This is a genomic window from Rhodoferax sp. LS1R11, assembly GCF_056521395.1.
In genome coordinates, this window is record NZ_JBWMAW010000005.1 from 120,407 (window position 1) to 143,996 (window position 23,590).

Annotated in this window: 23 protein-coding genes; 3 read left to right on the forward strand and 20 right to left on the reverse strand. The window is 58.7% G+C overall.

Annotated features, from left to right (window positions below):
• Position 1: 1 nt before the first annotated feature.
• From AC097N_RS08575 to AC097N_RS08625, 11 genes are all read right to left on the reverse strand, one after another.
• Positions 2 to 1,552 (reverse strand): UDP-N-acetylmuramoyl-L-alanyl-D-glutamate--2,6-diaminopimelate ligase, encoded by a 1,551-nt coding sequence (locus AC097N_RS08575; protein ID WP_479580486.1) that lies wholly within the window; start codon positions 1,550 to 1,552, stop codon positions 2 to 4.
• Positions 1,552 to 3,294, reverse strand: coding sequence for a peptidoglycan D,D-transpeptidase FtsI family protein (locus AC097N_RS08580; RefSeq protein ID WP_479580488.1), 1,743 nt, complete (start codon positions 3,292 to 3,294; stop codon positions 1,552 to 1,554). Before AC097N_RS08580 ends, AC097N_RS08575 begins: the two co-directional genes overlap by 1 nt.
• The gene (gene ftsL / locus AC097N_RS08585) at positions 3,291 to 3,632 is read right to left on the reverse strand and encodes a cell division protein FtsL (protein WP_479580489.1); all 342 of its coding nucleotides are present in this window, start codon (positions 3,630 to 3,632) and stop codon (positions 3,291 to 3,293) included. The genes AC097N_RS08580 and ftsL overlap by 4 nt, the downstream gene beginning before the upstream one ends.
• A complete protein-coding gene (rsmH, locus tag AC097N_RS08590; RefSeq protein ID WP_479580490.1) occupies positions 3,629 to 4,570 on the reverse strand; it encodes a 16S rRNA (cytosine(1402)-N(4))-methyltransferase RsmH in 942 nt (313 codons plus the stop codon). The genes ftsL and rsmH overlap by 4 nt, the downstream gene beginning before the upstream one ends.
• Positions 4,571 to 4,579: 9 nt before the next feature.
• A complete protein-coding gene (mraZ, locus tag AC097N_RS08595; RefSeq protein ID WP_479580491.1) occupies positions 4,580 to 5,008 on the reverse strand; it encodes a division/cell wall cluster transcriptional repressor MraZ in 429 nt (142 codons plus the stop codon).
• Between the two features lie 256 nt (positions 5,009 to 5,264).
• Positions 5,265 to 6,599 carry an ATP-dependent protease ATPase subunit HslU gene (gene hslU / locus AC097N_RS08600; RefSeq protein ID WP_479580492.1) on the reverse strand — a complete coding sequence of 445 codons (1,335 nt, stop codon included), beginning with the start codon at positions 6,597 to 6,599 and terminating at the stop codon, positions 5,265 to 5,267.
• Between the two features lie 51 nt (positions 6,600 to 6,650).
• Complete coding sequence (gene hslV, locus AC097N_RS08605; RefSeq protein WP_479580494.1) at positions 6,651 to 7,196, reverse strand: ATP-dependent protease subunit HslV; 546 nt, start codon at positions 7,194 to 7,196, stop codon at positions 6,651 to 6,653.
• Between the two features lie 72 nt (positions 7,197 to 7,268).
• Positions 7,269 to 9,050 (reverse strand): STAS domain-containing protein, encoded by a 1,782-nt coding sequence (locus tag AC097N_RS08610; RefSeq protein ID WP_479580495.1) that lies wholly within the window; start codon positions 9,048 to 9,050, stop codon positions 7,269 to 7,271.
• 41 nt (positions 9,051 to 9,091) lie between these two features.
• Positions 9,092 to 9,946 carry an RNA polymerase-binding protein DksA gene (dksA, locus tag AC097N_RS08615; RefSeq protein ID WP_479580637.1) on the reverse strand — a complete coding sequence of 285 codons (855 nt, stop codon included), beginning with the start codon at positions 9,944 to 9,946 and terminating at the stop codon, positions 9,092 to 9,094.
• A gap of 338 nt (positions 9,947 to 10,284) precedes the next feature.
• The gene (locus AC097N_RS08620; protein WP_479580498.1) at positions 10,285 to 11,343 is read right to left on the reverse strand and encodes a CobW family GTP-binding protein; all 1,059 of its coding nucleotides are present in this window, start codon (positions 11,341 to 11,343) and stop codon (positions 10,285 to 10,287) included.
• A 60-nt stretch (positions 11,344 to 11,403) separates the two neighbouring features.
• Complete coding sequence (locus tag AC097N_RS08625) at positions 11,404 to 12,585, reverse strand: class I SAM-dependent rRNA methyltransferase (protein ID WP_479580499.1); 1,182 nt, start codon at positions 12,583 to 12,585, stop codon at positions 11,404 to 11,406.
• A gap of 185 nt (positions 12,586 to 12,770) precedes the next feature.
• On the opposite strand from AC097N_RS08625, the gene AC097N_RS08630 reads away from it, so the two are divergent.
• Positions 12,771 to 14,534, forward strand: a complete 1,764-nt coding sequence (locus AC097N_RS08630; RefSeq protein ID WP_479580500.1) for a methyl-accepting chemotaxis protein — start codon at positions 12,771 to 12,773, stop codon at positions 14,532 to 14,534.
• Between the two features lie 10 nt (positions 14,535 to 14,544).
• Here the strand turns inward: AC097N_RS08630 and AC097N_RS08635 are convergent, their stop codons facing one another.
• From AC097N_RS08635 to AC097N_RS08675, 9 genes are all read right to left on the reverse strand, one after another.
• Complete coding sequence (locus AC097N_RS08635; protein ID WP_479580501.1) at positions 14,545 to 14,856, reverse strand: hypothetical protein; 312 nt, start codon at positions 14,854 to 14,856, stop codon at positions 14,545 to 14,547.
• A 33-nt stretch (positions 14,857 to 14,889) separates the two neighbouring features.
• The gene (locus tag AC097N_RS08640; protein ID WP_479580502.1) at positions 14,890 to 15,855 is read right to left on the reverse strand and encodes a tyrosine recombinase XerC; all 966 of its coding nucleotides are present in this window, start codon (positions 15,853 to 15,855) and stop codon (positions 14,890 to 14,892) included.
• A gap of 2 nt (positions 15,856 to 15,857) precedes the next feature.
• Positions 15,858 to 16,544, reverse strand: a complete 687-nt coding sequence (locus tag AC097N_RS08645) for a DUF484 family protein (RefSeq protein WP_479580504.1) — start codon at positions 16,542 to 16,544, stop codon at positions 15,858 to 15,860.
• A complete protein-coding gene (gene dapF, locus AC097N_RS08650) occupies positions 16,541 to 17,416 on the reverse strand; it encodes a diaminopimelate epimerase (RefSeq protein ID WP_479580507.1) in 876 nt (291 codons plus the stop codon). The genes AC097N_RS08645 and dapF overlap by 4 nt, the downstream gene beginning before the upstream one ends.
• Positions 17,417 to 17,597: 181 nt before the next feature.
• Positions 17,598 to 17,756, reverse strand: a complete 159-nt coding sequence (locus tag AC097N_RS08655; protein WP_479580508.1) for a hypothetical protein — start codon at positions 17,754 to 17,756, stop codon at positions 17,598 to 17,600.
• Between the two features lie 93 nt (positions 17,757 to 17,849).
• Positions 17,850 to 18,179, reverse strand: coding sequence for a copper-binding protein (locus AC097N_RS08660; protein WP_479580509.1), 330 nt, complete (start codon positions 18,177 to 18,179; stop codon positions 17,850 to 17,852).
• Positions 18,180 to 18,224: 45 nt separating this feature from the next.
• On the reverse strand, positions 18,225 to 18,707 hold the full coding sequence (locus AC097N_RS08665; RefSeq protein WP_479580510.1) for a cupredoxin domain-containing protein: 483 nt from the start codon (positions 18,705 to 18,707) through the stop codon (positions 18,225 to 18,227).
• A gap of 39 nt (positions 18,708 to 18,746) precedes the next feature.
• Positions 18,747 to 20,150: a multicopper oxidase family protein gene (locus tag AC097N_RS08670; RefSeq protein ID WP_479580638.1), complete on the reverse strand. Its 1,404-nt coding sequence runs from the start codon at positions 20,148 to 20,150 to the stop codon at positions 18,747 to 18,749.
• A 21-nt stretch (positions 20,151 to 20,171) separates the two neighbouring features.
• Positions 20,172 to 21,293: a hypothetical protein gene (locus tag AC097N_RS08675; protein WP_479580511.1), complete on the reverse strand. Its 1,122-nt coding sequence runs from the start codon at positions 21,291 to 21,293 to the stop codon at positions 20,172 to 20,174.
• Between the two features lie 141 nt (positions 21,294 to 21,434).
• On the opposite strand from AC097N_RS08675, the gene AC097N_RS08680 reads away from it, so the two are divergent.
• Entirely contained in the window at positions 21,435 to 22,121 is a 687-nt protein-coding gene (locus AC097N_RS08680; RefSeq protein WP_479580512.1) for a heavy metal response regulator transcription factor, read from the forward strand.
• Complete coding sequence (locus AC097N_RS08685; protein ID WP_479580513.1) at positions 22,118 to 23,530, forward strand: heavy metal sensor histidine kinase; 1,413 nt, start codon at positions 22,118 to 22,120, stop codon at positions 23,528 to 23,530. Before AC097N_RS08680 ends, AC097N_RS08685 begins: the two co-directional genes overlap by 4 nt.
• Positions 23,531 to 23,590 lie beyond the last annotated feature (60 nt).

Genomic DNA, 23,590 nt, shown 5'->3' on the forward strand with positions numbered 1-23,590 from the left:
TTCATTCATCTTGGCTCCCTGGCGCCTGGGTGGGAGCGGTCCAGTCATTCAAGGCCAGGCGCACCTGCGCCAGATCCGAGAACGGCAAACGCTGGCCGGCCACCTCCTGATAATCTTCGTGACCTTTGCCCGCAATCAACACCACGTCATTGGCGGCCGCGAGCGCCATCGTCTGCGCAATGGCCAGCGCACGGTCAGGTTCAACGGTCACAGGGGCATGGCCCGTCAGGCCCAGCAAAATCTGGCTGATGATGGCTTGGGGTTTTTCGCTACGGGGGTTGTCACTGGTCACCACCACATGGTCAGCGTTACAGCCCGCCATAGCGCCCATGAGTGGACGTTTAACGGCATCACGGTCACCCCCGCAACCAAAGACACACCAGAGTTGGCCGCCGCGCTGATCAGCCAGCGAACGCAGCGCGAGCAAAGCCTTGCCCAAGGCGTCGGGCGTGTGCGCGTAGTCCACCGCGGCCAGCGGCTGGCCTGGCCCGCCAACACACTCCATGCGACCAGGAACGGGCGAGAGGTCGCCGCAGGCCTCAATCACAGCGCCCAGCGGCACCCCAATAGAACGCATGCTGGCCATGACGCACAGCAGGTTGGAAACGTTGTAGGTCCCGATCATCCGGGTGTTCAGCACGTGGCGCTCGTCGCCCTTGGGGCCACGCTCGATCGCGACAAAGCTCAACCCACGTGCGTCATAACTGATGTCTGCGGCACGCAGACGGGCGGGGGAAACGCACGACACGGTCCACAGGTCAAGCGCGCTGCCATCCAGTTCAAGCGCCAGCGCGACGCCTTGCGCGTCGTCAATATTGATCACCGCCGACAGCAGGCCGGGCCACTGAAACAACCGGGCCTTGGACTTCCAGTAGCCGTCCATCGTGCCGTGATAGTCCAAATGGTCCTGCGTGAAATTGGTGAACACCGCGGTACGAATGCAAGTGCCATCCAGACGGTTTTCCTCAATACCAATTGAGGATGCCTCGATGGCGCAAGCCTTGACGCCCACCTCAATAAAATGCCGAAAATTCTGCTGCAACAACACCGGATCAGGCGTGGTCATGCCGGTCGTCACAATGCCACCCGCAACAGGCGAGCCATCCAGCGCTGGCGGTCGACCAATACCCAAAGTACCCACCAGGCCGCACTCAATGGGCGCAACCTGCTTCAAATTTGATAGCGCCTGCGCCAACCACCAGGCAGTGGATGTTTTGCCATTGGTCCCGGTGATGGCGAAGATATCCATCTGCCGTGTGGGGTGGTCGAAATAACTGGCAGCAATCGGCCCGCTGGCCGCCTTGAGCTGACGGTACGCTGCGACCTTGTCGCCCTGGAAGTTGAAAGACGCAACGCCCGCCATTTCCACCAGACAGGCGTTCGCACCACTCGCCAGGGCCGACGCCACGTGATGGCGCGCATCCGTGGCGGCGCCCGGCCAGGCAATAAAGCCGTCACCCGGGCGCACCTGGCGGCTGTCGGTTTGCACGCTGCCGCTCACGCGACTACGCAACCAGTTGGCTGCCTCTTCCGGCGTGAAGAACTCCAGCATCACAGGCTCTCCTCTTCCGCTTGGGCCACAATTTGCGGAACAACAGCCATGTCAGGCTGCACCCCCATCATGCGCAGGGTTTGCTGAGCCACTTCGCTGAACACGGGCGCAGCAACGACACCGCCAAAGTACTGACCGGCGCTGGGTTCATCGAGCATGACCCCGATGATGATGCGCGGTGCATCGATGGGCGCCATGCCAACAAACCAACCCCGGTATTTGCGATTCTTGTCCGTGCCATACCCTTTGCCCACCTGCTTGTAGGCAGTCCCTGATTTACCGCCTACGGAATAACCAATGGTTTGCGCCTTCTGACCGGTACCGCCGGGGCCTGCTGCCATTTGCAACATTTTTCGCACCTGCTGGGCGGTTCGCTCCGAGAGTACCGTCACACCGACAGCCGGCTCGCTGCTTTTGAGCATCGTGGCTGGAATGATCTTCCCGTCGTTGGAAAAAACGGTGTATGAACGAGCCATCTGAAAGAGTGAGGCCGACAGGCCGTAACCGTACGACATGGTTGCCTGCTCAATGGGACGCCAGGTTTTGTAGGGACGCAAGCGCCCGGACACCGCACCGGGGAAGCTGATCTGGGGCTTCTGTCCAAAGCCCGCTTGCGAGAAAAGCTCCCACATCTCGCGCGGCTGCATTTGCATCGCAATCTTGGTCGTGCCGATATTGCTGGACTTTTGAATCACCCCTTCCACCGTCAACAACCCGTTTGCATGCGAATCGGTGATGGTTGAACCTGTCAATGTGTAACGACCAGCGCCTGTGTCAATCAGGGACAGGGGTTTAACACGGCCCGTCTCCAGAGCCAACCCGATCGTGAAGGGTTTCATCACCGATCCTGGCTCAAAAGTATCGGTCAGCGCACGGTTGCGCAACTGTGCACCGCTCAGGTTCTGGCGTTTGCTGGGTGAATAGCTGGGGTAGTTGGCCAAGGCCAGCACTTCGCCGGTCACAGCGTCCAGCACAACTACACTTCCGGCCTTGGCCTTGTGCAGCAACACCGCGTCACGCAGCTTCTGGTAAGCGAAGAATTGCACCTTGCTGTCTACGCTGAGCTGAATATCGCGACCATCTACCGGTGCAATCTGCTCACCAATATCTTCCACCACGCGCCCCATGCGGTCCTTGATGACCCGGCGAGAACCATTGTGACCCGCCAAATCTTTGTTGAACGCCAACTCGATCCCCTCTTGACCCTTGTCTTCGACATTGGTGAAACCGACAACGTGCGCCGCAGCTTCTCCTTCGGGATATTGCCGTTTGTACTCCTTGCGCTGGTAGACGCCTTTGACGCCCAGCGCCATGACCTCTTTGGCCACCGACTCATCGACCTGGCGCTTGAGCCAGACAAAACTCTTGTCTTCGTCCTGCAAGCGCTTGTTCAGATCGGGAAGCGGCATTTCAAGCAACTTGGCCAATTGCTTGAGCTGGGTCGGACTGCCCTCGATGTCCTCAGGAATCGCCCAGATACTGGGCGCCGGCACGCTGGAGGCCAGGATCAGCCCATTGCGGTCCAGAATGCGCCCGCGATTGGAAGGCAACTCCAGCGTACGCGTGAAACGAACAGCGCCCTGCTTCTGAAAAAAGTCATTCGCAATCACCTGGATATAAGCAGCCCGCGCCGCCAGGCCCACGAATCCAAGCGCAATGGCCGCCACAATAAACTTGCTGCGCCAGACCGGCGTCCTGCTGGCCAGCAAGGGGCTGGAGGTGTAGGCAATACTGCGGCTCATTGCACCCGCCCTGCCACCACCGGGCCAGTCGCCGGCAAAGCGTCGTCACCCGACCCCGTCACCACCGGGGCCTCGGCGCGGTAGGTCACATAGTCGGTGATGGCGGGCGTCACCGAGCGCATCTGAAGCTTCTCTTTGGCAATTTTCTCTACGCGAAGTGGCGTTGCCTGGGCCCGCTTCTCGACCTGAAGACGCTCGTTTTCCGCCTCGATCTTTCGAGACTCCGAACGCGCCTTGTCCAGATTGGAAAACAGGCGGCGTGACTCATACTGCACATTCACCAAGTACAACGCACTGGCAAGTACCGCCAGCAACAGGACAAGGTTGAGCCGGATCATGCTGACGTTCGTTGTGCCACACGCATGATCGCGCTGCGCGAGCGGGGATTTGCGGCCACTTCTGCAGCGCCCGGCTTCACGCGGTCAAGTGCCTTGAACTGCATCACCTTGGGTGCCGCAAACGGGTCACGGCGGTCATACGCATCACGCGAGTGCTTGGCGATGAACTGCTTGACGATGCGGTCCTCCAGCGAATGAAAGCTGATGACCACCAGACGTCCACCGGGCTGCAGCACCTCCAGACTGGCTTCTAGCGCCTGTTGCAGCTCTTCAAGCTCGGCGTTGATGAAAATCCGAAAAGCCTGAAATGTGCGCGTTGCAGGATTCTGGCCCGACTCGCGAGTTTTGACCGTGTCAGCCACGAGCTGGGCCAGCTCGGTGGTGGTTGAAATGATGCCCCGTTCCTGTCGGCGAGCAACAATCGCCTTTGCAATGGGCCCAGCAAACCGTTCTTCGCCATAGTCACGTATCACCTCCGCAATTTGAGTTGTTTCTGCTGTTGCCAGCCACTGCGCCACGCTCTCGCCACGCGTGGTGTCCATGCGCATGTCCAGCGGACCTTCAAAACGGAAACTGAATCCCCGCTCCGGATTGTCAATTTGCGGCGAACTGATGCCCAAATCCAGCAGCACACCGGCGGCACTCGCCTTGGGCAATTCACCCAGATGACGAAACCCCTGGTGCCGAATGGAAAATCGCGGATCTTCGATGGTGGCGGCTTCAGCCAGCGCATCAAGGTCCTTGTCAAAAGCAATGAGTCGACCTTCCGGCGCCAACCGGGAAAGAATCAGGCGGCTGTGGCCACCTCGACCGAAAGTGGCGTCGACATAGCTGTGCCGACTGGCCTCTGAGTCGCCCGCTTGCGCGTCCGGATTGTCAAAAAGAGCATCGACTGCTTCGTTCAACAACACGGTGGTGTGTGTCAAGGAGGTATTCACCGACCGCCTTCAGAAAGAAAAGTCCTTGAAGACGTCGGGCATTTCACCCTGCATCGCCTTGGCTTCCTGCGCGTCGTAGGTTGCCTTGTCCCAGAGTTCGAAGTGGTTTCCCATTCCCAACAGCATGGTGTCTTTCGCAATGCCTGCCGCCTCGCGCAGTTCAGGCGAAACGAGTACACGGCCGGTGCCATCCATCTCCACGTCCATCGCATTGCCCAGAAAAATGCGCTTCCACCATTGGGCCGACATGGGCAGGGCGGCAATGCGTTCACGAAACTTCTCCCACTCGGGGCGGGGAAACACCATCAAACAGCCATGCGGGTGCTTGGTGATGGTGAGCTGGCCAGAGGCGGTGGCCGTCAAGACGTCACGATGCCGGGTCGGCACAGACAGCCGACCCTTGGTATCCAGACTCAATGACGAGGCCCCTTGAAACACGACAGTGCACCCTCTTTTGATCGATTTGCAGATAAATGGAAGTGCAAAGACACTTTTCACCACTTAATTGCACTTTTTTGCACTGTACCAGCAAAACAGATCCCTGCAAGCAGGCCTGCAACAATTTTTTTCAATGAAATCAAGGACTTAGGAGTGATTCATGAGACCAAAAAAGCACAAAATCGTTCTAAATTAAGCACTTAGCGCACGTTGTGAAAGTGATGCGTGAAGCCTCCCGCATCACACCGTCAAACCATTACAAGATGTAACGAGACAGATCTTCGTCGCGGCTCAGTTCACCCAGGCGCGCATCCACATAGGCCGCGTCAATTTGAATGGTCTGCCCATCCAGACTGGCGGCCTCGAAGCTCACCTCGTCCAGCAAGCGCTCCATGACGGTTGAGAGCCGTCGGGCGCCGATATTTTCAGTGCGTTCATTCACGTCAAACGCAATGTGGGCCAGGCGGGTGATGCCGGCTTCCTGAAACTCGATCGTGACATTCTCAGTGGCCAGCAAGGCCTGGTACTGCTTGACCAACGAAGCATGGGTTTGCGTCAGGATGGCCACGAAGTCTTGCACCGACAGGGATTGCAACTCGACGCGAATCGGGAACCGGCCTTGCAACTCGGGAATCAGGTCGCTGGGCTTGCTCAGGTGAAAGGCACCGGAGGCGATGAACAATATGTGGTCGGTCTTGACCATACCGTACTTGGTGGACACGGTTGTGCCCTCAACCAGCGGCAACAAATCGCGCTGTACCCCCTGGCGTGACACCTCGGCACCGCTGCCTTCGCTGCGGGAGGTCACCTTGTCAATTTCGTCGATGAACACAATGCCGTTCTGCTCCAGCATGTGCAAGGCTTGCGTCTTGATTTCTTCTTCGTTGACCAGTTTGCCAGCCTCGTCCTCCACCAGAAGCTTCAAGGCTTCTGCGATTTTGAGCTTGCGTGTCTGGCGTTTTTGTTGCCCCATCTGGCCAAACATGCCGCGCAGTTGCTCGGTCATTTCCTCCATGCCCGCCGGGCCCATGATTTCAAGTTGCGGGGCTGACTGCGCCACGTCAATTTCAATTTCGCGATCGGCAAGCTGGCCTTCCCGCAATTTTTTCCGGAACGTCTGGCGCGCCGTGCTCTCCGTGCCCTGCTCGCCGGTAACCACACCAAATTCGCCGCGAGGCGGCGGAATCAGGATGTCCAGCACCCGGTCTTCAGCAGCGTCCTCAGCGCGGGTACGCACCTTCTTCATCTCGGCCACGCGGGTTTGCTTGACCGCAATGTCGGCGAGGTCACGGATGATGGCATCCACATCCTTGCCCACATACCCGACTTCGGTGAATTTGGTGGCTTCTACCTTGATGAACGGCGCATCCGCGAGCCGCGCAAGGCGCCGGGCAATCTCGGTTTTACCGACACCCGTGGGCCCGATCATGAGAATATTCTTGGGCGTGATCTCGGCCCGCAGACCCGGTTCTACCTGCTGACGACGCCAGCGATTGCGCAAGGCAATGGCCACCGCGCGTTTGGCCTGATGCTGGCCAACGATGTGCTTGTCGAGTTCAGAGACAATTTCCTGCGGGGTCATGGATGACATAAATTAAACCAGTTGGGGAAGGAGCTGCGCGTCAAGTTGACACGCACGTTGTCACAAAGTCTCGATGGTGTGGTTCATGTTGGTGTAAATACACAACTCGCCAGCAATCTCCAGAGACCTCTTCACAATATCCTGCGCGGACAACTCGGTATGGTTGAGCAGGGCAATGGCTGCGGCTTGGGCATATGCACCACCGGACCCGATGGTCACAATGCCATTCTCCGGCTCCAGCACATCACCGTTGCCCGTGATGATCAAGGAGGCATCGCTGTCCGCCACCGCCAGCATGGCTTCCAGGCGACGCAACACGCGGTCGGTTCGCCAGTCCTTGGTGAGTTCAATCGCCGCCCGCACCAAATGCCCCTGGTGTTTTTCAAGCTTCGCCTCAAAGCGTTCAAACAAGGTGAATGCATCGGCCGTGGCGCCGGCAAAACCAGCCAGTACTTTCCCGTGATAAAGCTTGCGGACTTTGCGGGCCGTGCCCTTGACAACAATGTTGCCCAAGGTCACCTGCCCGTCTCCGCCAATCGCGACCTGAACGCCGTCGGCCGTCTTGCGCCGCACACTGATGATGGTGGTACCGTGAAATTGTTCCATGTAGGTCTAAGTTAAGGCGCACCGGCACAAAAACAAGCATTCGCCCGGACGCAACTGGCAAAAAATTCGGGCTTAGCTCGTGCGCAGCACGATTTTGGCGTGTTCGTTGATGCCGATCACGTTGAAAAAGGCCGCCACCAGACGGGGAACATCCCGGAACTGCACCTGGCAGCCCTCGGATTCGCGCACGGCGACCCAATTCAGAATGCTGCCCGCCGCCGAAAAGTCGACACGGATGAGCCGTGCACAAGACACCACGAGCCGGTCAGCCCCTGCCAAGCCGATCTGGAAACTGTTCAGGGCTTCGGCGGCATCGCCAAGTACCTCTCCGGCCAACTCCACCACCACGGCAGAAATTGAATCAAGCCCGATGGACGCCGTTGGCGCATGGCTCAAGTCGTCATGCTGGCTTGACGTCAAGTCAGGGTGATGCCCAGAGGCATGCTCCACGACGACACCCCGGTCGTGGATGAATTCACACCGGGCGTCAGCCCAGGCGGGAGGAGAGACTTCAAAAGTCACACAAAAATCGAGTGCCGCCATCTCGAACTCATCCTGTAGCCGCAAGATCCGCAGGGCATCAAGGCGAAGCTGCCACCAAAACAGCTCGACGTGTTTGTCTCCCGATGGCGTGAGCAGACGCAACTTGTTTTCTAGCACCTCGATGCCCCCAAATTGCAGCCTCACATGCTGGCTGCACCACAGGGCAAACAGGTCCGCGAGCTCTTTGCCAGCCTCCGGCGTGATCGTGTCCAGCTGGCGCCAGTTCAAGCGCCAGGGTGCGGGCAACGCGGTCAACCGAAGATGCAAGGCCTGCATGGCGGCCCTATCCAGCACGGCGGGACACTCCCAGGCGCTCTGACCGCTTTGAACGAGGGCTTGCGACGGTGATTTAGGCAATGTCGAGGCAGAATGACCGAGCAGATCCGGCGTTGAAAACCAGGCCGGCGCCGAGCGACCAAATCGCCGGGCATAGTCAATCGCGACGCGGTCAAAGTTGCCTTGCTGCCCCGTGGACCGATAAAAGTCAAACAGCGCCGCAGCCCACCCATCGGCCAATTCAGGGATCACCTTGTCTTGCTGCAGAGCCGCCAACAGACCCGCTTCAGCGCCCTTGTCATCGCCATTGGCGAAACGGATGGCCGCCTCCTCGAGATCGGGGTCGGCCAGGGTACCGCCCAATTCGACAGAGAACAGTCTGAAAGTCGAGAAACCACTCAAGCCCGGCTCGAAGCTCCGGCTGTCGCCGCTTTTCGACTTGAACAAGGATTGCACAGGAGTGGCAAGCACAGCCGCTGCAGAGGGCGTGAAACCCATTTGCGTGACCTGAAATTCGGAACGTTGCGCCAGGTCAGACTCGTGGGCCAAGGCGGAGGATTGCGTCGCCTCAAACGAATCATCAGATTTTTCTGTCGGCCCAGCATCCGCCTGTGTGAGGGGCTTGGCAGGCACTGCCGCAGTGGCGCCCCCCGCAGCCATGTCACCTTGCTTGCTTTTCCACCATTGCTTGGACATCTGGGCTTCGATGTCGTCAATCTTCTTGAGCGTGATGGCCCGCTCATCCGGGTTGGAAGCCGTACTGCTTTGAAAGAAAGATGGACGCCCCGTCAACTCGGGGCTGATCGTGGGCTCATTGCGGCGCAACCGTCGCAATTGGTCAAATTCACGCTTGCGCACAAAGTCGTTTTGGCGCTTGCGTTCGATCATCTCCTTCAGCGCCTGCTTGGTGTACGCGCCATCCTGAACCGGCTCCGGCTCGGGCTTGTCCAGATCAGACCAGTCCTTCGTCGGATGACGGACGAACTTGGCCATCTTGGCCAGCAAACTGGAAGGACTGTTGTCTTTGGTCGCCATGGCGCGGGAACGTCAGGTCAGGAGCTTCGAGCCGCCGGGCATCAATCCCCGAACATCTTCTGTTTGAGTTCCCGGCGCTGCTGGGCTTCGAGCGAGAGGTTGGCGGTCGGGCGAGCCAGCAAACGGCCCACACCAATGGGTTCACCGGTTTCATCGCAATAGCCGTAGTCACCCGAGTCGATGCGTCCGATGGACTGCTCGATTTTCTTCAGCAGCTTGCGCTCCCGGTCACGGGTGCGCAACTCAAGCGCGTGCTCTTCTTCGATGGTGGCGCGATCTGCGGGATCGGGCACCACCACTGTGTCTTCACGCAAATGCTCGGTGGTTTCTCCGGCGTTGTTCAGAATATCCTTCTTGAGGACCAGCAGCTTCAGGCGAAAGAACGCCATCTGCGTGTCGTTCATGTAGTCGTCGTCGGACATGGCGATCACCTCGGCATCCAGGAGCTCGGCAACTGGCTTGGTCTTCCAGTTGTTCGCCAACTTGGGGTCTCTCTTGACCGACGAAGCGAGGGGCGGCACGATCAGCGGTGCTGTCGCCACCTTGGAGTAACTGGCCTTGGCATCGGTTGAAGCCACGGACTGCGCCATGGACGGCACGGTCAACTGGGCCAGACGCGACGAAGGACGACCGGCGCGCGCTGGCACACCGGAGGATGACTCGGCCTGCACCGGCGCCGCCACCACAGGCTTGGATGGAACAGCCGCAGCGGCAATGGAACCCGCCTTCACGGTATGGGTCACTTTGGCTTTCGCAGACACCGCTTCGGGTTTGCTGGTTTTAGCTATCGTCATTTTCACAGGATCCTTTTCTTGAACTTTCGCTGTCGACTTGGCGGCTTTCACCGGCGCGGCCTTGGCCACGGGCTTGGCAGACGCGGTCACCGCAGCTTTCATGACTGATTTCGCCACCGGCTTGACTACGGCTTTGACGGCAGGCTTGGCTTTGGCGGTCGTACCGGTCGTTTTGGCTGCCACTGTCGCTTTCACGGGTTGAGCTTTCACTTCTTGCCTCCTCACAGGATTTGCCTGCGCATGCACATCGCTGACAGACGAGGGCTTTCTGCGTGCCCCCGATCCGAAACCTTTGACCTTATACCCTCATTGCGAGCTTTTAAAGGCTGGCCCTGCTGATTTTCTTCGGCGCGCGAGTGTACCGGTTTACGCAGCGGCACGCCCAAGAGTTGCAAAATAGCGACAAACATGGACTTACGGGGAGTCAAGGCCGTCTGTGGTCAGACCAGCGCCTGCTCCATGCCCTGCAGGAAAATGTCCTTGGGCAGGTCAATACCGATGAAAACCATTTTGCTGGACCGCTGTTCGCCTTCAGCCCACGCGGGACCGAGGTCGCTGCCCATCAACTGGTGCACGCCCTGGAAGATGACCTTGCGGTCCGTGCCCTTCATATAGAGGACGCCCTTGTACCGCAGCATGCGCGGACCATAGATATTGACGATGGCACCCAGAAAGTCCTCCAGCTTGGCCGGATCAAACGGGCGATCCGACTTGAAAACAAAACTCTTGACGTCGTCCTCATGGTGGTGGTGATGGCCGTGGGTGGCGTGGTCATGGACGTGGGACGGGTGGTCGCAGGCCTCGCCTTCGGCATGGTCGTGCCCGGCGTGGTCATGGGCATCGTCCTTGAGGAAGTCGGGATCGATGTCGAGTTTGGCATTGAGGTTGAAGCCGCGCAGGTCAAACACCTCGCTCAAAGCGACTTCACCGAAGTGGACCGCCTTTTGCGGCGCCCGCGGGTTCATGTGTTTGAGGCGGTGCATCAGCGCATCGACTTCCGCTTTGTCCACCAGATCGGTCTTGCTGATGAAGATCTGGTCGGCAAATCCCACTTGACGTCGGGCTTCCTGGCGGTCGTTGAGCTGTGTAGCGGCGTGTTTGGCGTCCACCAGCGTCAGGATCGAGTCCAGCAAAAAGCTCTCGGCAATCTCGTCGTCCATGAAGAAGGTTTGCGCCACGGGGCCGGGGTCGGCCAGGCCAGTCGTCTCAATGACCACGCGGTCAAAGTCCAGCAGGCCCTGGCGCTTCTTGGCAGCCAGCAGTTGCAGCGCTTCGCGCAAGTCTTCGCGAATGGTGCAGCAGATGCAGCCATTGCTCATCTGGATGATCTGCTCTTTGGTCTCGGACACGAGGATGTCGCTGTCGATGTTTTCCTCGCCGAATTCGTTTTCAATCACAGCGATTTTCTGACCGTGCGCTTCCTCCAGAATGCGCTTGAGGAGCGTGGTTTTGCCGGAGCCAAGAAAGCCCGTCAGGATGGTTGCAGGTATGAGACTCATCGTTTTTCTCAGGGTGTTGGGGGGGCAGAAAAGGGAAGTTTAGCGGTCTATCGGGCGGAACTACTTGCGCAGGATCACCAACCCTTTGAGGTACTCGCCTTCAGGGAAGTTGAGGGTCATCGGGTGGTCCGGCGCGCCGCCCAGGCGCTCGGTGATGTAACCATCCACACCCGCATCGGACCCGGCCGAGGCCACAATCTTGTGAAACAGGTCAGGCGGGATTCCGCCCGAGCAGGAGTAGGTGAACAACACGCCGCCCGGGGCCAGCAGCTTGAAGGCCAGCCGGTTGATGTCCTTGTAGGCACGCGCGGCCCGCTCGGCGTGCGTCACGGTGGGCGCGAACTTGGGCGGGTCGAGCACGATGGCGTCGAAGGTTTGGCCCTCGGCACCAAACTTGCGCAAGGACGCGTTCACGTCGGCGTCCATGAAGGTGGCGCGACTCGCGTCAAATCCGTTCAAGGCAACGTTGGCGGCGGCTTGTTCCAGCGCCGGGCCGGACGAATCAATGGACGTCACATGCGAGGCACCGCCCGTCAGGGCCGCCACGGTGAAGCCGCCGGTGTAGCAAAAGCAGTTGAGCACACGCTCAAACTTCAGGCGCGCCGTGTACTCGGCAAATTTCTTGCGGCTGTCGCGCTGGTCCAGGTAGAAGCCGGTTTTGTGGCCTGTGGCGATGTTCACGCCCAACTTCCACTCGTGCTCTTGCAGAATGAGTTCGACCGGTCCGTCTCCCCGCAACCAACCCGTGACTTCGGGCAAGCCCTCCAGCGCGCGGCCACTCGCGTCGGAGCGTTCGTACAGTTTGGTCAGGCCGGTCGCAGCAAGCAAGGCATCAGCCAGCACCTCTTTCCAGCGCTCGGCGCCGCTGGATAGAAACTGGGCGACCAAGGTGTCGCCATACCGGTCCACGATCAGGCCTGGCAACCCGTCGGATTCACCGTGCACCAGTCGCAGGCTGTCACTTTTTATATCAAATCGGGCTCTAGCGCTTACGGAACGTGCGATAGCAGCTATCAAATATGGAGCATCAATGCGCTGAGATTCTTCGAAACTCCAGACCCGCGCCCGAATTTTGGAGGCGGGGCTGAAGGCCGCCCAGCCCAGAAAAGCCCCGTCATGGGACTCGACTCGCACGGTCTCGCCCGCGTCAGCGCTGCCTTTGGCAATGGCGGACTCAAAAATCCATGGATGGCGGCGCAGCAGGGAGCGCTCTTTGCCCGGTCGTAATTGAATCGTTTTCATGGCGCCGATTGTCGGGCATGGACGCAAGGTTCGCCCGGTCTAAGGTCCAAATTGCCGTGGCACTCGGCTAGTCATCTTGAATGGATTCAAGATATATCCACAGCTGCCGATATATAGCCTCATCATTCGCCGTCAAAAAAGGCGATGTCGCAGACCCAGGACAACCAAGCCAACCCGGACACGCCATGTTTAAACTGAACTCCCTCACCATCGCCAAGCGACTCGCGCTGATTATCTGCAGCGCTATTTTTGGGGTAATCGTCATGGCGACGGTCTTCCTGACCTCAGAAAGACAACTGATCATGGAGGAACGGGGGAACGGCGTTCGTCAATCCGTTGAGGTCGCGCATGGCGTGATCTCTTACTTTCATGCCGAGGTGACGCAGGGCAAGATGACCGAGGCCGAAGGCAAGCAACGGGCCTTGGCGTCCATCAAAGCCATGCGCTACTCTGGTTCAGAGTATTTCTGGATCAATGACATGCAGCCCAAAATGGTGATGCATCCGATCAAGCCCGAGCTCGATGGCACAGAGGTCGCTGCCAGCAAAGACGCCGCCGGCAAGCCACTGTTTGTCACGATGGTGGACATGGTCAAGGCCAGCGGTGCGGGCTTTGTCTACTACGCATGGCCCAAACCCGGTAACGACAAGCCAGTGCAAAAGGTCTCCTACGTCAAAGGCTTTGCGCCGTGGGGCTGGGTGATCGGCTCAGGCGTCTACATTGACACGATCGATGCCACCATTGCGGGTCGTGTCCTCTGGTTTTCGCTCGGCACCGCCCTGCTCGCCGCGCTGCTGCTGGTGATTGGCCTGTTGATTGCGCGCAATCTGCTGCGGCAACTCGGCGGGGAGCCGGAATATGCCGTCGGTATCACGCAGCGCATCGCTGGCGGCGACCTGAGCGTTGACGTCGAACTCAAACCCCATGACCAGTCCAGCCTGCTGCATGCCATCAAAACCATGCGGGACAGTTTTGGCAGCATCGTGGGGCATGTACGCCAAGGGTCCGAGTCGGTTGCCACGGCGAGCTCCGAAATTGCCCAAGGCAACCACGATCTGTCGGCCCGCACCGAGAGCCAGGCCAGTGCGCTGGAGGAAACGGCGGCATCCATGGAGGAGCTGAGCTCCACCGTGCGCCAAAACGCCGACAACGCCAAACAGGCCAACCAGTTGGCCCAAAGCGCCTCGACCGTCGCCATTCAGGGCGGTGAAGTGGTCAACCAGGTGGTGACCACCATGAAGGGGATCAATGAGTCGTCCAAGAAAATCTCAGACATCATCAGCGTCATCGACGGCATTGCCTTCCAGACCAACATCCTGGCCCTGAATGCTGCCGTGGAAGCAGCCCGGGCCGGTGAACAGGGTCGTGGTTTCGCCGTCGTTGCCAGCGAAGTGCGAAGCCTGGCAGGCCGCTCGGCCGATGCCGCCAAGGAAATCAAGAGCCTGATTGGCGCCAGTGTGGAACGTGTCGAACACGGCACTGCTCTGGTCGATCAGGCCGGGGCGACGATGACCGAGGTGGTCACCAGCATTCGCCGGGTGACGGACATCATGGCTGAAATCAGCGCCGCCAGCACCGAGCAGAGTCTGGGGGTGTCACAGGTGGGCGAAGCGGTCACGCAAATGGACCAAGTCACGCAGCAGAATGCCGCCTTGGTGGAGCAGATGGCCGCAGCCGCCAGCAGCCTCAAAATGCAGGCTCAGGACCTGGTCAGTACCGTGGCGGTTTTCAAACTGGCGCCCGGCGTTGGTGCCATCCATGCAGCCACGCCCCCCATGCAAACCCGGCGAGTGGCACAAGCGCCGGTCGCGAGCACCCCCGTCCGCAAACCAGTCATCAGCACCGCCCCCACCTACAAATCAGTCGCCCCGCGAAAAATTGCGCAAGTTTCAGCGCCCAAAGCACTGCCAGCAACGAGCGCTGCATCGGACGACTGGGAAACCTTCTGAACCCGTCCGGTCAATAGGTGATGGCCATCGCGGGTACATCCACCCGGATCATGGGTTTGGCCAGTGCAGCCTGCACGGCACTGACGTAGGCGGCGGACCAGTTCTCGTCAGCAAACAGCGCCGGACCGGCGGCCTCGGTGATGCGCAAGATTTTGTCGGCCGTCAGCACCTTGCCGCTGGCGCGCAAGGGCTCGCAATCAAGGTCTGTGAACTGGGTGTCGAGCCATTGGCGAGCATCCTCGCTGGACAGGGGAGCCGCGTCACCTGCGGGAAACCTCAATTCAACGCCCCGATCGAAAACAACCACGATTTGACTGCGCATACACGTCCCTTTCAGTTGAAAAGACAGTGTGCCTTACTTCGGATCGCTTGATTTGATTTTGGCGCGCGGATGGGCCGCGTCATAGGCCTTGGCGAGGTGCTGGAAGTCCAGCCGGGTGTACACCTGCGTGGTGGTGATGTTGGCGTGGCCCAGCAGTTCCTGCACGGCGCGCAGGTCGCTGCTGGACTGCAGCAGGTGGCTGGCAAACGAATGGCGCAGCATGTGCGGGTGCACCGGCGCCGCCAGCCCGGCCTGCAGGCTGCGTTGGCGCAGACGCTGCCAGATGGATTGGGCGGTCAGGCGGGTGCCATTGCGCCCCAAAAACAAGGCCGCCTGCGCGCTGCCGCCCGGCGTGGCCGCTGACGCACTGGCTGGCGCCCGCAGCGCCAGCCAGTGCGTCAGCGCCGCCACGGCCTTGGCGCCGATGGGCACGGTGCGGCGCTTTTCCCCTTTGCCCAGCACGTGCGCCTCGCCCGCCTGCAAGTCCACCCAACCACGCGCGCCTTTGCTGCCCACGGCGTCCAGCCCGGTCAACTCGCCCACACGCAGACCGCCACCGTAGAGCAGCTCGACCATGGCGGCGTCGCGCGCTTCCAGCCAGGGGTCGTTGTCTTCATTCGTAAAACTGGCGAGCTGCACCGAGTCGTCCACGCTCAGGGCCTTGGGCAGGGGCTTGCCCGCCTTGGGCGCGCGCACGCCCTGCACCGGGTTGCAGCCGACCAGGCCTTCACGCCCGAGCCAGACGTAAAACCCGCGCCAGCCCGACAAAATCAGGGCAATGCCGCGGGCACTGCGCCCACCACCGTGCATGTGCGCGACCCAGCGGCGGATGTGGGTGTTTTGAACCTGCAGGAGCTCGACCTGGGCCTCGGCAGCGTACTGCGCCAGTTTTTGCAGGTCCAGTGAATACAGCTCCACCGTGCGCTGGGCCAGGCGTTTTTCAACGCGCACGTGCTCCAGGTAGCGCTCGACCATAGAGGCCCCCACGCTGACCCCCATGTTTACCTCAGGCGTGACAGCGCGGCGCTGGCGAGTTCGGCAATGCGCTCCAGGAAGTCGGTGCCCATGGCGCTGTTAAAGCGCTGCGCGTCAGGCGACGCCAGCACCAGCAACCCAAACGCGGGCGTCGAGCTGCCGACCAGACCGGTGCGCAGGGGCAAAATGGCCAGCGAGATGGCGGCTTGCGGGTCCGGCAGCCAGCTGATTGCCTCAAAGCCGGTGTTCAGGCCGCAGAACGGCTCCATCAGCGAGGACGCAAACAGCTTGGCGTCTTCGCTCACGCCTTGGGTGAAATCTGCGTGCGAGAACTGTGGCGCCACGCCCCACACCTTGATGCCCACCTGCGGCACCATGAACTGCTCCTGGATTTCACCCGCAATCTGGCCCGGCAAGGCCAGCGGGTCGGTCACCAGAAACAGGCTGCGCGCCCATTTCAGGAGCTTGTCTGACAGCAGCACGTTCTCGTTGCCGTTGCGGATCATGTCCATGATGCGGTGCTCCAGCACCTTGATCTTGTCGCGCAGCATGCCCGCCTGGCGCTCCTGCAAACTCACGGCCCGGTTGCTGTGCGGGCTGCTCAGTTGCACGGCCGCCAGCAACTCGGCGTGGCGCTCGAAGAAGTCCGGGGTGTTGGCCAGGTAGTTGGCAATGTCGTCTTCGGTGATGGGATTGGTAAAGGAGGAGGTCATAAGGTGTCGATCAAATCAATTTCGCCGTGGAAAACAGTAGTGGCCGGGCCGGTCATCATCACCGGGGAGGTGCCGCCCGCCCAGGAAATCGTCAGCATGCCGCCGTGGGTCTGCACATCGACCGTCGCGTCCAGCAAGCCCAGCCGGATGCCCGCCACCACGGCTGCACACGCGCCGGAGCCGCAGGCCAGGGTCTCGCCCGCACCGCGCTCGAACACCCGCAGGCGAATCTGGCCGCGGTCGACGACCTGCATGAAGCCCACGTTCACGCCACGCGGGAAGGCTGCGAGACTTTGCACCTGGGGGCCCTGAATCAATACCGGGGCAGTGTCCACATCGTCCACCACCTGCACGGCATGGGGGTTGCCCATGGACACAATTGCTACCAAAATAATAGCTGCATGCGCACGGCTATCAAGGGCTAGAGGCCATTTTTGCCATAAACCCGCGGTTTGCGGCTGCAAGCCGGTGGCATCAAACGGGATGTCGGCCAGCTCGAACACGGGGCTGCCCATGTTCACCGTCACGCGGCCATCAGGCGTGAGTTGCGGCTCGATCACGCCGCCGCGGGTTTGCACCCGGATGGCGTCCTTGGTGGTCAGGCCCTGGTCGCGCACAAAGCGCGCGAAGCAGCGCGCGCCATTGCCGCACTGCTCGACCTCGTTGCCGTCGGCGTTGTGGATCACATACTCGAAGTCGATGCCCGGCGCCGGGGACGGGCGCACCGTCAGGATCTGGTCCGCGCCGACGCCAAAGTGGCGGTCGCCCAGAAAGCGGTACTGCGCTGCGGACAGGCCCAGCGAGCCACGGGTTTCGTCCAGCACAACGAAGTCGTTGCCGGCGCCCTGCATTTTGGTGAATGGAATTCGCATGGGGCTGATTATCGACGCGTCGATACGCCACCGACGCCCACATCTTCACGCGACTTGACTTTGTCGCACCTGATGCGATTCAGGCTTTTTGGCTGCTTTTGCCCTAACACTGGTCATCGGGCGGATGGTCAGTCCAACGCGCATACCGGCTCTGGTTGCCATGTTGACCAGTGCGTCAAGGCTACAGCACACCAGCAGCGATCGGAATCCCCAGCGCGTTGTACAGAAAAGCAAAAATCAGGTTTTGTTTCATGTTGCCTACTGTGGCGTTCGAAAGCGCGAGCGCGATGGAAATGCCACGCACGTCACCTTTCACCAACGTGACCTGAGCGCTGTTCATGGCAACATCCGTGCCCGTGAGCGACCCTGCAGGTTCAGCAATAACACTGATTTCGGGTCATAGGACGCAGTCTCACCTGCGACTCAGGTTGTCTTACCTGACGGTCTGGATATCCGTGACAACCATTTTTCCACTGTCGTTGACGACCGCAAATTTGATCTTGTCACCGGCTTGCACCTTGTCCAACAGCGATTTCTCCTTGGCTGTAAAGACCATGGTCATGCCGGGCATGTCCAGATTCTTGATTTCGCCATGCTTGATGGTGACCTTGCCAGCTTCTTTGTCCACTTTGCGAATTTCACCATCGGTCATCTGGCTCATGTCCATTTTGTTGTCCATCTGTGCGTGGGCAACACCGGGTGCGCTGGCCAAGGTGATCATGGCTGTGGCCATGGCGGCGAGTGTTTTTGTGAATTGGTTCATGCTGAGTTTTCCTGGTTCAATTAAGTTGATGAAATTGAAAGACGCTTATTTTCCTGCGACCTTGACTTGGCCCATCATCCCGGCTTCGTAGTGACCAGGCATGAGGCAAGCAAAGTTGACGGGGCCAGCCTTGGTGAACTGCCAAATGATTTCGCCCTGGGCGCCAGGCGCGACAGTCACTTTACTGGGTTCGTCGTGCTCCATGTCCGGGAACTTCTTCATCTGCTCCAGGTGTTCCAGAAGCTCTTTTGGGGTACCCAGGCTCAATTCGTGTTTCACGTTGCCGGAATTTTTGACCACAAAACGGATGGTCTCACCCTTTTTCACCTGAATGTTGGAGGGCGTGTAACGCATGTTGTCTGCCATATCCACAGCAATCGTGCGATTCACTTTAGCGCTCAGGCCAGCCTTGCCGATAGCCGACTCATCATGACCACCAGCATGACTTCCGTTGGCCAGAGCACCTGTGGAAAGAACCGCAATAGTGAGCGCTGAGAGGATGGTGGTGGCAGTTTTTGTAAATTTCATGGAGGGTTCCTTGATAAAAAATAGAGACGTACGAAAGAATCAGTGCCCGGAATGGGATCTTGGTTTACGTGCATTGAGCACTGTTGCTGGCGGTGTCTTGTCTGCAGCCGACCGCGCAGCGCTGATTTCGGAACGGAAGCGCGCCGGTTCCGAAATCGGGCCCAAGTATTCCTGAGCGACGGTGCCCGGTGGATTTTTAAAGGGACCGGGATCGCTGTAGTCGCCTGGTTTCTGGTCCTTGCGCACTTTGAGCACACTGAACATGCCACCCATCTCGACCGGGCCAAACTGGGCTTGACCCGTCATCATGGGTGCGGTATTTTCCGGAATGGGCATTTCCATCTCGCCCATATCGGCCATACCGCGCTCACCCATCAGCATGTAGTCCGGTGCAATTTTCTGGATTTTCTTGACCAAGCCGCGGTGGTCAACACCAACCATCGTGGGAACCGTGTGGCCCATGGCATTCATGGTGTGGTGACTCTTATGGCAGTGCAGTGCCCAATCACCTTCCTCATCCGCTACAAATTCAATTTGACGCATTTGACCTACGGCGACGTCGGTCGTGACCTCGTACCAACGGGTCGAAGGGGGTGTCGGACCTCCATCGGTACCGGTGACCAGAAACTCATGGCCATGCAAGTGAATCGGATGGTTGGTCATCGTCAAGTTGCCCACGCGAATGCGAACCCGGTCGTTGAGCTTGACGTTCAAAGTGTCGATTCCGGGGAAGACACGGCTGTTCCAACTCCAAATATTGAAATCCAGCATGGTGTTGATCTTGGGGGTCCTGGTTCCGGCCTCCACGTCAAAGGCATTGAGCAGAAAGCAGAAGTCCCGATCAACCTCGCTGATGTGGGGGTGCTTTTCCTTGGGGTGGGTGACCCAGAAGCCCATCATGCCCATGGCCATTTGCGTCATCTCGTCGGCATGCGGGTGGTACATGAAAGTACCTGGGCGGCGGGCCACGAACTCATACATGTAGGTCTTGCCCACAGGAATGGCCTTTTGATTGAGTCCCCCGACGCCGTCCATCCCGTTGGGCAATCGCTGGCCGTGCCAATGAACCGTGGTGTGCTCCGGCAGCTTATTGGTCACAAAGATACGAACACGATCCTCTTCCACCACCTCGATAGTTGGACCCGGACTTTGGCCGTTGTAACCCCACATGTTGACCTTGAAGCCCGGAGACACCTCACGCTCAACAGGCTCGGCCACCAGGTGAAACTCTTTGACACCGTTGTTCATGCGCCAGGGCAAGGTCCAGCCGTTGAGTGTCACCACCGGGTTGTAAGGGCGACCCGTGGTGGGCACCAGCGGCGGCGCCGTGGCTACTGAGGTCTGGATGACCGGCTCAGGCAGAGCCGCCATGGCGGAGCGTGCCAACGCAAAACCGGCAACGGTCGTGGCGGCACCAGCAAAAAATCGGCGACGGGAATTGATGAAGTCCATTGTGTTTCCTGGTTATTTCGCAGTTGCTGCACCGTCGCCACCGGCGCCGCCCAGACTGACAAAGTTGTTGGGTGAGCCGCCTTGCAGCACGAGCTGCAAATCGGTTTCGGCAATCAGCAGGTCACGCCTGGCGTTGATTGCCGTCACATTGGCTTGCAACTGTTCGCTCGTCTGAGCAAGAAGATCCCAAACACTGAGCAGCATGCCGTTGTATCGCAGCACGACTTCATCGTTGATAAGCTGCTGCAACTTCACTTCTTCCTGTGCGTATTGGGCCGCGATATAGCTTGCGTTGTAAATTTCAAACGCCAGTTGTGCTGTTGCTGTGACTTTGCGTCCTTCATAAAGCCCTGGCACTGCCTTTCGAATGGCTGCCAAGCCTTTCTGGAAATTGGCTTCTGTTAGCGCTTTTCCAGGCATGTCGGGCCAAGCATCTGGCAGCCCCACATGGGAAACGGTTCCCCATAAATTAACGGATTTCAACAATGAAATTTGAGATTGCGTGGCCTCCATGCCGGCCTTCAGGGTTTGCACTTTCATTTTCACCAGTTTGGCCTGCCACTGCGCTTGCTCCATCCGACTCCAATTACCGACGCGCGCCATGCGACTGGCAAGTTCGGCGGCAGCGGCTGAGGCTTCTTGCATGTCACGCTGTTGTTTCAATCCGAGGTTCGCCGCCACCGCAGTGAACCAGGCCTTGCGAGCATCCGCAGCAACGTCCATGATGGTGTCAAAGTCATCCACCGTACGACGCTCCATCGGATCGACCTCCAGCCAACGTCCCGTGGCGATACGCTCCTGGTTGTCGTGCCCCAACTTTGACAACGATCTGGAAAGCTCCGGCCGGGCAAGCCAGGAGTTACGCACGGCAGAGTCCGGTGTTTTGATCCAGAGGTCTGACACGACCACTGGCACCGTGTTTTTCATGCTGTCGTTGGCGATTTCCCACTTGAGTACATCGGCATGGCCTCGCTTAAATTGGGAGACATCGTCATTGGCCTTGCGCCAGTCGATAGCGCCTTGCTCAGCCGGGGCTTTTGAGGTTGATTGCGCCAAGGCTGGACCAGCCATTGCAAACAGCACAAACGTCGCCAGCCACAGTGGCGTTTGACGAAGAGTTGGAACACGATGCATGGGTTTTCCCTTTTCGATTACATGAACAGGCTGAACTTTATCGAGACCTCCCCGACATCAACCTGTCATTCAGATTACAAATTTGTTATCTACGTCGCCACACCATGCAATCGATGCACACTTGCGTAAAGGAAATAATTTGTGAAAATATTGATTGTTGAAGATGAGCCCAAAACGGGTGAGTACCTCCGACAGGGACTCAAGGAGGCAAGCTTTGTTGTGGATTTGGCCCACAACGGCACGGATGGGCTCCACGCGGCAATGGAGGACGAGTACGACCTTATCCTTCTGGATGTGATGCTGCCGGGCATCGATGGCTGGGACGTGATGCGGAGTTTGCGTCGCCAGGGTAACAAGGTACCGGTATTGTTTCTGACCGCCAAAGATCAAGTTGAAGATCGGATCAAGGGATTGGAGTTGGGAGCAGATGATTACCTGGTCAAACCGTTTTCTTTTGCCGAACTGCTGGCTCGGGTCCGAACCATATTGCGCCGGGGGAAGTCCGGTGTCGAGGCAACTTCCCTCAAAGTTGCTGATCTGGAACTTGATTTGCTACGCAGGCGTGTGAGCCGTGGAGGCAAAAGGATTGACCTCACGTCCAAAGAGTTTGGATTGCTGGAATTGTTGATGCGGCGTCAGGGCGAGGTTCTGCCTCGGTCGCTGATCGCTTCTCAAGTGTGGGATATGAATTTTGACAGCGATACCAACGTGATTGAAGTCGCCGTTCGTCGACTACGCAGCAAGATCGATGATCCGTATGAACCCAAGTTGCTTCAAACGGTACGGGGTATGGGATATGTGCTGGAAACACCGCTAACATCATCATGAAGCAGCGTTTCTCCCTGACGACAAGACTCACCATTTTCTATACCCTGGCGTCTGCAACGGTCTTGCTGGGCCTTGGATGGGTCACCGCGGCGAGCATGAACCAGCACTTCGAAGATCTGGATCGTGCAACCTTGCAGGACAAAATTCACCTGATTCAGGAAGTTGGTGGCAAGGCTGCTTCCAAGTTGGATTTGCAGGCGCGCCTGAACGATGTATTGCACAGCCATGACGGCTTGTTTATCAGCGTTCAGTCTGCTGGAGCGCCGTTATACGCCACTTCAAACTTGAAGATTCCCACCGAATCTGCTCAGATCATGGGGATGGATCCGCAGGGCCAAGCGATGTTGACCTGGGACGACCAAGGCCAACAATATCGTGCTTTGGGTGCTTTGATGCACACGGGGGATTCCGGCACTTCGCCCTGGACGGTATGGGTGGCCTTAGACACAAAGCACCATGCTCATTTCCTGCGGCACTTCCAGATCACCCTGACGAGTTATGTGATTCTCGCTACCTTGTTCAGCGGTTTTTTCGGCTGGGTCGCCGCTGACCGAGGGCTTGCACCTCTGCGAATTATGAAGAACCGGGCCCAGGCGGTCAGTTCCAACATGATGGGGGCGCGTATGCCGGTTGATGCGGTCCCCATAGAAATGGCCGATCTGGCGAGCACATTGAACGACATGCTTGACCGTTTGCAGGATGACTTCCGTCGTCTATCGGAATTTTCTTCAGATCTGGCACATGAACTCAGAACCCCGATCAGCAACCTCTTGACTGAGACCCAGGTCACGCTGTCTTTGTCACGAACCAATGCTGACTACCAAGATGTATTGGCCTCCAATTCTGAAGAATTGCAACGATTGTCTAGGATGGTCTCTGACATGCTGTTCCTGGCAAAAACTGAACATGGTTTGTCACTCCCCAACCGGGAAAGCGTATTCGTGGCGGATGAGGTTCGGGCACTGTTCGATTTTTATGAAGCTTTGGCATCGGATAAAGGCCTTCGCCTCGAATTGCTCGGTGACGGTGCCATTTGCGGTGATCGATTGATGTTGCGTCGAGCGTTGAGCAACCTGTTGTCCAATGCGCTCCGATATGCGGCCCCGCATTCGGCGGTGTCGATTCAAATCCAGGCCACTTCTGAGATCACCACGGTGCGTGTGATCAACCAAGGGGGCGATATCAGTCCGGAAATGTTGCCACGCTTGTTCGACCGATTTTTCCGCGTGGATAAGTCCAGAGCACATCCTGAAAGCGACGGAGCCGGTTTGGGACTGGCCATTACCCGTGCCATTATGGCGGCCCACAGTGGCAACATTGCTGTGACATCCGAGTGCGGAGTGACGTGCTTTTCATTGGTATTTCCCGCAGCAGAAGCGGCAGGACATGGCACCAACATGGTCTTATAACGAATAGCACTTACTTTGGCCCCACGACGTTGAAGCGACGGGCGTAAGTGATTGAATTTG

Coding starts and splice junctions, on each gene's coding strand:
- hslV (WP_479580494.1), bottom strand. CDS start 7,196: ATGGAACAATTTCACGGTACCACCATCATCAGTGTGCGGCGCAAGACG.
- AC097N_RS08675 (WP_479580511.1), bottom strand. CDS start 21,293: ATGCATCGTGTTCCAACTCTTCGTCAAACGCCACTGTGGCTGGCGACG.
- AC097N_RS08645 (WP_479580504.1), bottom strand. CDS start 16,544: ATGACCTCCTCCTTTACCAATCCCATCACCGAAGACGACATTGCCAAC.
- AC097N_RS08610 (WP_479580495.1), bottom strand. CDS start 9,050: ATGGCGACCAAAGACAACAGTCCTTCCAGTTTGCTGGCCAAGATGGCC.
- dksA (WP_479580637.1), bottom strand. CDS start 9,946: ATGAAAGCTGCGGTGACCGCGTCTGCCAAGCCCGTGGCCAAGGCCGCG.
- ftsL (WP_479580489.1), bottom strand. CDS start 3,632: ATGATCCGGCTCAACCTTGTCCTGTTGCTGGCGGTACTTGCCAGTGCG.
- AC097N_RS08575 (WP_479580486.1), bottom strand. CDS start 1,552: ATGCTGGAGTTCTTCACGCCGGAAGAGGCAGCCAACTGGTTGCGTAGT.
- AC097N_RS08640 (WP_479580502.1), bottom strand. CDS start 15,855: ATGGGGGTCAGCGTGGGGGCCTCTATGGTCGAGCGCTACCTGGAGCAC.
- AC097N_RS08620 (WP_479580498.1), bottom strand. CDS start 11,343: ATGAGTCTCATACCTGCAACCATCCTGACGGGCTTTCTTGGCTCCGGC.
- hslU (WP_479580492.1), bottom strand. CDS start 6,599: ATGTCATCCATGACCCCGCAGGAAATTGTCTCTGAACTCGACAAGCAC.
- AC097N_RS08685 (WP_479580513.1), top strand. CDS start 22,118: ATGAAGCAGCGTTTCTCCCTGACGACAAGACTCACCATTTTCTATACC.
- dapF (WP_479580507.1), bottom strand. CDS start 17,416: ATGCGAATTCCATTCACCAAAATGCAGGGCGCCGGCAACGACTTCGTT.
- AC097N_RS08660 (WP_479580509.1), bottom strand. CDS start 18,179: ATGAACCAATTCACAAAAACACTCGCCGCCATGGCCACAGCCATGATC.
- AC097N_RS08635 (WP_479580501.1), bottom strand. CDS start 14,856: ATGCGCAGTCAAATCGTGGTTGTTTTCGATCGGGGCGTTGAATTGAGG.
- AC097N_RS08665 (WP_479580510.1), bottom strand. CDS start 18,707: ATGAAATTTACAAAAACTGCCACCACCATCCTCTCAGCGCTCACTATT.
- AC097N_RS08630 (WP_479580500.1), top strand. CDS start 12,771: ATGTTTAAACTGAACTCCCTCACCATCGCCAAGCGACTCGCGCTGATT.
- AC097N_RS08580 (WP_479580488.1), bottom strand. CDS start 3,294: ATGAGCCGCAGTATTGCCTACACCTCCAGCCCCTTGCTGGCCAGCAGG.
- AC097N_RS08625 (WP_479580499.1), bottom strand. CDS start 12,585: ATGAAAACGATTCAATTACGACCGGGCAAAGAGCGCTCCCTGCTGCGC.
- AC097N_RS08655 (WP_479580508.1), bottom strand. CDS start 17,756: ATGAACAGCGCTCAGGTCACGTTGGTGAAAGGTGACGTGCGTGGCATT.